Genomic DNA, 9,708 nt, shown 5'->3' with positions numbered 1-9,708 from the left:
ATTCGTTGTGTTTGGCTCGGGACAGCCGCGAGGCTGAGGCTCGCAACGCGGAGCGCGAACCCCTCACGCGGGAGTGATGATTCCATGTTTCACGTGAAACATCGTCGCGTCCGGTCGGCTTGCCGCCACTTCGAACGCCCAGGCCTCGTCGACGGTGGTGGCCAGGCACTGCCAGCCCAGCTGCGCCACTACGTTCATGATTCCTTCGAGCCCAGGTTCGTCCATCTCGGCAACGGCGTCATCCAGCAGCAGCAGTGGCGCGATGCCTGCTGGCGCAGTGGATACCAGGACCTTTCCCTGCGCGACGACGAGCGCGTTCAGGACCCGCTTCTGTTCACCCCGGGAGGCTTCCCGGATCGAACGGCCCGCGACGCGGATTTCGAGATCGGCTTTCTGAGGTCCCGTCTGCGCGAAGCCCCGTTCGAGATCACTGGGTCGACTACGGGCGAACGCCGCCAACAGGGCTTCGCCATCGGGCCATCCCTGGCGGAACGTCACCTCGATCTCACCCTGCAGACCCTGTCGCAGCGACGCGGTAGAAGGACCCCGCAGATGCTCCGCGAGGTCCCGTACGAACCGAGCGCGCATCTCGGTCAACCGGGTTCCGGCACTCGCCGCCACCCCCTCGAAACGTTCCGCGCCCCGTTCATCATGCTGGCGAAGCGCCGCATTCCGCTGTTCGTGTGCGCGTCGCCACGTCCGCCACTCGCGCGCGAAGTCGGTGTCGACATAGAAACCGCCCCAGTCCAGCAGCCGGCGCCGCTCCTCCGGCGGGCCTGTCAGCAATTCGAAGGAATCCGCGTGCACCGCGACCAGCGGGAGCCGCCGCGCGATCTCCCAGTGGCCTTCGATCCATTGGCCGTTCAGACGGGATCGTCTCTGCCCGGACCACTCCACCGCGACCCGCGACCGTCCATGGTGCGGGTCGGCGAGCTCCGCCGCGATTGCGAATTCGGACGCGCCACCCTGTACGATTCGCGCCAACCGGTGCGTACGAAAGGATCGTCCCAATCCCAGCACGTAACAGGCCTCCAGCAAAGAGGTCTTCCCGGAGCCGTTCGCCCCCACGAACAGCGTCAAGCCGGGACTTGGCCGAAGGCGCCCCTCCGCGAGGTTACGCAGGCCGCGAATCCAGAGCTCAAACAGCATGTCGTGGCTTGCGCAGTTGTCGCATCAAGTTACCCTAACGATCATGGCCCGGCGCCACCCCTTGCGATGAAAAGGCGCAAACCGTGGGTCGGTTAGCCCAAGGGGCGTAACCCGAAGGGTCGCGCACCCACCGATGGCCGCAAAGCAGTGTCGTCCGCGGCACCGCAGCACGTCGGGTTACGCTGCGCTAACCCGACCTACACAACTGGACCGTGACTTTCACCCCAAAACACACGGCTTGCGGTCGGCCGGGTTGGCCAAGAGCCATGCGAGTGATGGACTCCCATCCGCCACCGTGGCATTTGCCCATGGGCTTCTCCGTTCGCCTGGTGGGTCGGGATCGTCCGTCGATGGGTACCCATGGGAAATCCGCAGGGCCGGAACCCGGGGTCCGGAATCTATAGCCGCATGGGCATCACGACGTAGCGTGCCCGATCCGGTGGCTCGGCCATCACCAGCGCCGAGGAATTGCCGTCGCGAAGCTCGATCCGGATCTGGTCTGCCGCGATCGCCCCCAGCACATCGACCAGGTAGGTCAGGTTGAACCCGATCTCGATCTCGTCGCCCTCGTACCGTGCCGGCAGGGCCTCCTCGGCCTCTTCGCGCTCGGCGTTGTGCGTCACGACCCGGCAGCCCCCGGGGCCGGCCATCAGGCGCACGCCACGAAATTTGTCGTTGGCCACGATTGCGACGCGGTTCAGCGCCTGGCGCAGATCCTCACGCTCCGCGATCAGGACAGCCGGCTGATCCTTTGGTATCACCCGCTCGTAATCGGGAAAGCGGCCGTCGATCACCTTGCTGGTCAATTTCGCGGAGCCGAAATCAAACGCGACCTGGCCCGGTGCAAATCCCACCTGGACTGGTGTTTCGTCGTCCAGAAGATTGCGCCGGAGTTCCTGGATCGTCTTGCGCGGAATGATGCATTCCTGGTCGGCTGGCAGCGGATTCTCCAGGTCGGCCTCGGTGAGCGCCAGGCGATGGCCGTCGGTGGCGACGCATCGCAGTGTTGCCCCTTGCGCGACCAGCAGCAGCCCCTGGAGGTAATAGCGCACATCCTGCTGCGCCATGGAAAACATCGTTGCCTCGATCAGGCGTCGCAGCAGCCGCTGGGGCACCGTCAGCCAATGTTCCATCTCGGCCGACTCCAGCTCCGGGAAATCCCCTCCAGGCAGCGTCGCCAGGCTGAACCGCGAGGCCCCGAATCCGACGACAAGCCGTTCGCCGTCAATACGCGCCTGAACCGTCGCTTCTGCCGGCGCCGCTCGCACGACGTCCAACAGCTTCCGGACCGAGACCGAGCAATCGACCCCAACCGAGGCCTCGCCGGCTGTCCTCGCCAACCAGGCCAGTTCCAGATCGGTGGTATCGAGCTGGATTCCATCGTCGACGGCGCGAATCCTGACATTCCCCAGGATCGGCATCGTCAGGCGCTTTTCGGCGGCCCCAACGATGCGCTGCAGCGCATCGGTCATGCTGTCCCGGTTGAACGAGAGCTCCATATCACTGGTTTCCTATTATGTATTTAGATATTTGAAGACTGTAGTAATAAGCACCGGTCAGATCCGGGAAAAGTATTTAATTTTCTCCTTAAATCATACCTTTACTCTATATTCACCGCGCCTTGAGCCTGTGTTCAGCCTGTGGACAACCCGTCTCTTTCAGCAACCCTTTGCAGCCATCAACATCTGCGCACACGATATCCACAGGCTCTCAACTGCTCAGTGTGCGTAACAGAATCCGGTAGTCGTTATCGACGTTCGCGTCCCCCTCGCGCAACTCGGCCACCTTGCGGCAGGCATGAATCACGGTGGTGTGATCGCGACCCCCGAAAGCATGTCCGATCTCCGGCAGGCTGTGCTGGGTCAGTTCCTTGGCCAGGGCCATCGCCATCTGGCGTGGCCGAGTGATCGATCGGCTGCGGCGTGCCGAGTGCAGGTCACTGACCTTGACCCGAAAATAATCCGCCACGGTCTTCTGGATGTTCTCGAGGGTGACGAGTTTGCTCTGCACGGCCAGCAGATCCCGCAGCGCGTCGCGCGCAAACTCGACGGTGATCGCCTTGCCGGTGAAATGCGCGTTGGCGATTACCCGGCGCAGCGACCCCTCGAGTTCCCGGACATTCGAGCGGATCCGCTTGGCCATGAAGAAGGCCACCTCGCTCGGCAGTTCGACGCCTGACTGCTCCGCCTTGCGTTGCAGGATGGCCACCCGGGTCTCGAGTTCGGGCGGCTCGATGGCGATGGTCAGGCCCCAGCCGAAGCGCGAACGAAGCCGCTCTTCCAGGCCTTCCACCTCTTTGGGGTAGCGGTCCGAGGTCAGGATGATTTGCTGCTGACCCTCTAGTAAAGCATTGAATGTATGAAAGAATTCCTCTTGCGAGCGCTCCTTACCGGCGAAGAACTGGATGTCGTCGATCAGGAGCGCGTCGGCGGTGCGGTAATGCTGCTTGAACTCATCGATGACGTTGTGTTGCAACGCCTTGATCATGTCCGCAACGAAACGCTCCGAATGCAGATAGATGATCCGCCCCTGGGGAATCCGGTCGAGGATATGGTGACCAATGGCGTGCATCAGGTGGGTCTTGCCCAGGCCGACCGCGCCGTAGATGAACAGCGGGTTGTAGGCGACCCCGGGATTGGCCGCGACCTGCAGGCTGGCGGCCCGGGCCAACTGATTGGACTTGCCCTCAACGAAGGTCTCGAAGGTGAATCCGGGATTCAGGTTCGAAACCGGGCCGGCGGGACGGACGGGCAGCGCCTGCCGACCGCCGCGCGCCGGTTCCGCGGCCGGCTGGCCCGCTTCGGGCCCACCAATGCCCAGGGTGACCTTCCAGGCGTGTTCGCCATGACCGAGTTCATCGACCGCTCCCCGGATCGCGGGCAGGAAATGGTCGCGCACGTGCTCCAGCACGAACTGGTTCGGCGCCAGCAGGCGCAGGTGCCCCTCCGACTCCTGCGCATGCAGGGGGCGCAGCCAGGTATTCAGTTGCTGCTCGGAGAGTTGACCCTGCAGGCGATCCAAGCAAGCTGTCCACAGGGTATTCGCAGGCACGCACCAACTCCGGGGGAGAGACCACCGAGAGAGTCTACGCGCATCCGACCCCGGCGTGCCACCGCCGGCCGGGGGCCGCGAGGGTGGCTCGGTCGCCGGCACGGGAAGCCCGCCAAGGATTGACTTTGAGGGCCCGCGCGGGTAGCTTTCAGCGCCCCTTAACGTTTTGAATTTCGGATACCTCGCCATGAAGCGGACATTCCAGCCCAGTCGACTCCACCGCGCCAGGACCCACGGTTTCCGCGCGCGGATGGCCACCCGCAGCGGCCGCAAGATCATCAACGCCCGCCGGGCCAAGGGCCGCAAGCGCCTCTGCCCGTAGACGGCGTGTTCGGCGTGCCTGCCCGAATGCGGTTGTACCGGGCGGGCCGATGACGACGGCCCCGGTCCGGATCACGGATCAGGGCTTTCCGCGTTCGGGACGCCTTCTCGCCGGTCGCGAGTACCAGCGGGTCTTTGCTCGGGCGCGGCGCGCCCCCGGCGGTCGGTTCATGGTCTTGTATCGAAAACAGGAACCCGCAGGGCCCGCCGCCCGCCTGGGTCTTGCGATCTCCAAGAAGCATGCGCGCCGGTCGGTGGACCGCAACCGGATCAAGCGTGTCGCGCGCGAGGCGTTCCGGGCACGCAGGCAGTCCCTGCCGCCGGTCGACATCATCGTCCTGTCCCGGGCCGGGATCGCCGGGGCCGAACGAGCCGAACTGCGGGCCGAACTCGACCGGCTCCTGGAGAACCTGAAATGATGCGTTCCATGCTCCTGATGCCCATCCGCGTCTACCAGTACGCGATTTCGCCGTTCATGGCCCCCCATTGCCGGTATCATCCCACCTGCTCGGAGTACGCCGCCGAGGCGATCACCCGGCACGGGGCGTCGCGTGGCCTGTGGATGGGCGTGAAGCGGATTGCCCGCTGCCATCCCTGGGCCGAGGGCGGCTACGACCCCGTGCCAGAGAAGACCCCGATCCACGAATCCCGGAAGTAACCGCTCTCATGGAAAACCTGCGTCCCATCCTCTGGCTGTCCCTGGTCTTCGTCCTGTTCCTGATGTGGCAGGCCTGGAACGCGGATTATGGCGAACGGCCAGAACTGGACCGCACCCCCGATGCCATGGTCGATGCGCCGCCGGAACGGCCCGAGGATGTTCCCGAGGCCCCGCCGGTCGAGGCGGACGCCATCGATCCTGCGGCACCGCCGGAGTTATTGGCCGACCCGACGCACCGGCAGGTCACCGTGCGCACGGACCTGCTGGATCTGAGCATCGACACCCGCGGTGGCACGATCGTCCGCGCCGATCTGCTGGGCTTCCCCGTCGATCCCGCCGAGCCCGACATTCCGGTGCGCCTGTTCGACCAGCGCGTGCGCGGCTACGTGGCGCAGAGCGGGTTGACCCACGATCGGGTCTCCGGTGTCGATGCCGCGGACCGGGCGCCGTCGCACCACGCGGTGTTCCGCGTCGATGCCGATCGCTTCGAGATGGGCCCGGGTCAGGACAACCTGCGGGTGCCGATGACCTGGACCTCCGAGGACGGCAGCGTCACCGTGACCAAGACCTTCGTCTTCCAGCGCGGCACGCACCTGATCGAGGTCGAGCACGAGGTCGAGAACCGCGGCGACGGCATCTGGGTCGGGCGGCAGTACCGGCAGTTGCGCCATGGCCCGACACCGCCTCGCGCCGCGTTCTTCCTGTACACCTTTACCGGCGCCGCCTACTTCGACGGCAAGTACAACAAGGAGAGCTTCGAGTCGCTGCGCGATTCTCCCGTTGAGAAGCGGGTCGAGGGTGGCTGGATCTCGGTGATCGAGCATTACTTCATGAGCGCCTGGATCCCGGGTCAGGACGAGATCAACGCAATGTATGGCCGCGCGGTGCCAGGAGCTGCAGGCGTCGGAACCGATTACCTGATCGGGATGCACTCCGCGGAACCCATCACCATCGCGCCCGGTGACGCGGGTCTTTTCTCCACCCGCCTCTGGGTGGGACCGAAGACGCAGGCCGATCTGCGCCAGATCGCACCGGGCCTGGAACTGACCGTCGATTACGGCATCTTCACCTTTCTCTCCAAGCCGCTGTTCTGGCTGCTGCGCGTGATCCACGACTTCGTCGGCAACTGGGGCTGGTCCATCATCATTCTGACCATCCTGATCAAGCTCGCCTTCTTCCATCTGTCGGCGACCAGCTACCGCTCGATGGCACGCATGCGCGCCGTGGCGCCGAAGCTGCAGGCGATGAAGGAGCGCTACAAGGACGACAAGCAGCGCATGAATACGGCGCTGATGGAGCTGTACAAGAAGGAGAAGATCAACCCGCTCGGGGGCTGCCTGCCGATCCTGGTGCAGATTCCGGTGTTCATCGCCCTTTACTGGGTGCTGCTCGAGAGTGTCGAGCTGCGCCAGGCGCCGTGGATGCTCTGGATCCAGGATCTCTCGACCCGCGATCCGTTCTTTATCCTGCCGCTGCTGATGGGCCTGACGATGTTCATCCAGTACAAGCTGAACCCGCCGCCGATGGATCCGATCCAGCAGAAGATCTTCATGGCGCTTCCCGTGGTCTTCACGGTCTTCTTCGCCTTCTTCCCGGCGGGTCTGGTGCTGTACTGGTTCACCAACAACCTGTTCTCGATCGGGCAGCAGTACGTGATCACACGCAAGATCACAGCGGCCGCCGAAAAGAAGAACTGAGTCCTTGTCCGGCGACGCCGATACCATCGTCGCCCTGGCCACTCCGGCCGGGGTCGGCGGCATCGGGGTCATCCGCCTATCGGGTCCGCGGGCGCTGGCGCTGGCGGAGACGATCGCCGGCCCGGGTCTGCGCTCGCGGCGGGCCACCCACCGCCGTCTGTGCGCAGCCGACGGTGCCCTGATCGATGACGGCATCGTGATCGCCTTTCCGGGCCCTTACTCGTACACCGGCGAGGACGTGGTCGAGCTCCAGGGGCACGGCAGCCCGGTACTGCTGCAGGTCCTGCTCGACACCGCCCTGCACTTGGGCGCACGCATGGCCCGGCCGGGCGAGTTCACCGAGCGTGCCTTCCTGCACGGGCGCATGGACCTGGCCCAGGCGGAGGCCGTGGCCGATCTGATCCACGCCCAGACCGCGACCGCCGCGCGCCTCGCCCGCAGCAGCCTCGATGGAGCGCTGGCGCGCGAGATCGAGCCGGTGGCGCGCGAGATTCGGGAGCTGCGGGTGCTGATCGAGGCCGAGATCGACTTCGGCGAGACCGACCTGGAATCTGCGGTGGCGCCCGAGGTGTCGCAGCGCGCTGCGGCGCTCGCAGCCTCGGTCGACGCCCTGATCGCGCGCCTGCGGCCGGCCCGCGTCTACAGCACCGGCATGCGCCTGGCGCTGATCGGAGCCCCGAACGTCGGCAAGTCGAGCCTGATGAACCGCCTCGCCGACGCCGACGTTGCGATCGTCACCGATCGCCCGGGCACGACGCGCGACCTGCTGCGTGCCAGCATCGCCATCGACGGCATCCCGGTGGAGCTGATCGACACGGCCGGGCTCCACGACAGCGAGGACGAGGTCGAGCGCATCGGCATCGAACGCGCGCGAGGTGCAGCCGCCGGGGCCGACCTGATCCTGGAGATCCGGGACCTGACCCGGCCCCAGGTCCGCGCCCCGCTGCCGGACCTGTCCGGAATCCCGGTGCTGCAGGTGTGGAACAAGCAGGATCTCTGCCCCCACGATGCGCGCGAGGGGTTGAAAGTGTCGGCGGTCACCGGCGTCGGACTCGACGATCTGCGCGTGGCGATCCGCGCCGAGGCCGGTGTTGCCGATGCCGGCCAGCCGCGTTTCAGTGTACGGGCCCGGCACCTCGAGGGCCTGATGGCGGTCGGCGCCTGCCTGCGCCGGATCCATGCCGCGCATCCCGCCGACCTGATCGCCGAGGACCTGCGCCTGGCTGAACGCGCTCTGGACGGCCTGCTCGGGCGTGGCGATCACGAGCAGCTCCTGGGCGCGATCTTCGCGGGCTTCTGCATCGGCAAATAGCCGGATGGCCCACGCAGGGCCCATACTCTGCTATGCTGCGCCCCGCGATCCTTGCCCCAGTCTCCCGGTCGCGCCTTTTCTGGTCCTCGACCAGCCCCCATCTGCCTTAGACTGGCGCCCGCAAGCGGCGAAAGGCGGATGTCGCTCCCGGAGTACTCATGCATTTTTCCGATCTCGGCCTTGCCGAGGAACTCGTTCGTGCCGTCACCGAACACGGCTACACCACACCCACCCCGATTCAGGCCCAGGCCATCCCCACCGTATTGGACGGTCGTGACCTGATGGCCGGCGCCCAGACCGGAACCGGCAAGACCGCCGGTTTCGTGCTGCCGATCCTGCAGCGTCTGTCCGACCCGACGCGCAAGGGGCCGGCCAACGGCCGCGCCCCGGTGCGGGCGTTGATCCTGACCCCCACCCGCGAGCTGGCTGCGCAGGTGGAGGAGAGCGTGCGCACCTATGGCCGCCACACCAAGCTGAATTCGCTGGTCGTTTTCGGCGGCGTCAGCATCAACCCGCAGATCAGCCGGCTGAAGGGCCGCGTGGATATCCTGGTGGCCACGCCGGGTCGCCTGCTGGATCTGGCGCAACAGAAACTCGTCGACCTGTCGCAGGTCGAGATCCTGGTGTTGGACGAAGCCGATCGCATGCTCGACATGGGCTTCATCCGTGACATCCGCAAGATCATCGCGCTGCTGCCGAAGCAGCGTCAGAACCTGCTGTTCTCGGCGACTTTTTCCGACGAGATCAAGCTGCTGGCGGACGGCCTGCTGAGCAAGCCGGTCCTGATCGAGGTCGCGCGGCGCAACGCCACCGCCGACCTGATCGCGCAGAAGGTCTACGAGGTGAATCGCGACGAAAAGCGCCAGGTGCTCTCGCACCTGATCAAGACCGAGCGCTGGACGCAGGTGCTGGTCTTCACCCGCACCAAGCACGGGGCCAACCGCCTTGCGGAGCAGCTGCTCAAGGACGGCATCGCATCCATGGCGATCCACGGCAACAAGAGCCAGACCGCGCGTACCAAGGCGCTGGCGGAGTTCAAGAAGGGCGATCTGCGGGTGCTGGTGGCGACCGATATCGCGGCCCGCGGGATCGACATCAGCGAGTTGCCGCACGTGGTCAACTACGAGCTCCCCAACGTGCCCGAGGACTACGTGCACCGGATCGGCCGCACCGGCCGTGCCGGCTCGAACGGCGAGGCCATCTCTCTGGTCTGCGTCGATGAGCTGGACTTTCTGCGCAACATCGAGCGGCTGACCAAGCGCTCTCTGCCGCGCGCGAAGGTCGACGGCTTCGAGCCGGATCCCAATGCCCGCGCGCAGCCGATCCAGCTCCGGAGCCAGCAGAACCGCGGTGCCCCGGCCCGCGGTGCCCACGCAGGCAAGGGTCGCCCGGGCGGCAAGGCCAGCCAGCCGGCCTCGACCCGGCCCGGCGGTTCCAAGCCCTTTGGCGGCAAGCCCGGTTCGGCGCGTCCCGGCACACGCTCCGGCAGTGCCCACCGCTCCGGCGGCCGGCACCGGTAG

General features: G+C 65.9%; 9 protein-coding genes. 6 read left to right on the top strand and 3 right to left on the bottom strand.

Annotated elements, in window-relative coordinates:
* Positions 1-63: 63 nt before the first annotated feature.
* The 3 genes from recF to dnaA all read right to left on the bottom strand — a co-directional run bounded on the left by recF (position 64) and on the right by dnaA (position 4,200).
* Positions 64-1,149, bottom strand: a complete 1,086-nt coding sequence (recF, locus tag EA346_RS10450; RefSeq protein WP_296758327.1) for a DNA replication/repair protein RecF — start codon at positions 1,147-1,149, stop codon at positions 64-66.
* A gap of 398 nt (positions 1,150-1,547) precedes the next feature.
* Positions 1,548-2,648 (bottom strand): DNA polymerase III subunit beta, encoded by a 1,101-nt coding sequence (gene dnaN / locus EA346_RS10445; protein WP_296758326.1) that lies wholly within the window; start codon positions 2,646-2,648, stop codon positions 1,548-1,550.
* 211 nt (positions 2,649-2,859) lie between these two features.
* On the bottom strand, positions 2,860-4,200 hold the full coding sequence (dnaA, locus tag EA346_RS10440; RefSeq protein ID WP_296758325.1) for a chromosomal replication initiator protein DnaA: 1,341 nt from the start codon (positions 4,198-4,200) through the stop codon (positions 2,860-2,862).
* A gap of 187 nt (positions 4,201-4,387) precedes the next feature.
* Between dnaA and rpmH the strand changes: the two genes are divergently transcribed.
* The 6 genes from rpmH to EA346_RS10410 all read left to right on the top strand — a co-directional run bounded on the left by rpmH (position 4,388) and on the right by EA346_RS10410 (position 9,708).
* Positions 4,388-4,522 (top strand): 50S ribosomal protein L34, encoded by a 135-nt coding sequence (gene rpmH, locus EA346_RS10435; protein WP_296751141.1) that lies wholly within the window; start codon positions 4,388-4,390, stop codon positions 4,520-4,522.
* A gap of 49 nt (positions 4,523-4,571) precedes the next feature.
* A complete protein-coding gene (gene rnpA / locus EA346_RS10430) occupies positions 4,572-4,940 on the top strand; it encodes a ribonuclease P protein component (RefSeq protein ID WP_296758323.1) in 369 nt (122 codons plus the stop codon).
* On the top strand, positions 4,937-5,179 hold the full coding sequence (yidD, locus tag EA346_RS10425) for a membrane protein insertion efficiency factor YidD (protein ID WP_296758321.1): 243 nt from the start codon (positions 4,937-4,939) through the stop codon (positions 5,177-5,179). The genes rnpA and yidD overlap by 4 nt, the downstream gene beginning before the upstream one ends.
* A gap of 8 nt (positions 5,180-5,187) precedes the next feature.
* A complete protein-coding gene (gene yidC, locus EA346_RS10420; RefSeq protein WP_296758319.1) occupies positions 5,188-6,876 on the top strand; it encodes a membrane protein insertase YidC in 1,689 nt (562 codons plus the stop codon).
* 4 nt (positions 6,877-6,880) lie between these two features.
* Positions 6,881-8,188, top strand: coding sequence for a tRNA uridine-5-carboxymethylaminomethyl(34) synthesis GTPase MnmE (gene mnmE, locus EA346_RS10415; RefSeq protein ID WP_296758318.1), 1,308 nt, complete (start codon positions 6,881-6,883; stop codon positions 8,186-8,188).
* Between the two features lie 158 nt (positions 8,189-8,346).
* On the top strand, positions 8,347-9,708 hold the full coding sequence (locus EA346_RS10410; RefSeq protein ID WP_296758316.1) for a DEAD/DEAH box helicase: 1,362 nt from the start codon (positions 8,347-8,349) through the stop codon (positions 9,706-9,708).

Source organism: Thioalkalivibrio sp. (genome assembly GCF_007692535.1).
Classification (GTDB): domain Bacteria; phylum Pseudomonadota; class Gammaproteobacteria; order Ectothiorhodospirales; family Ectothiorhodospiraceae; genus Thioalkalivibrio.
Note: the sequence above shows the minus strand (reverse complement) of the source record. Positions and strands in the feature narration are given on the sequence as shown.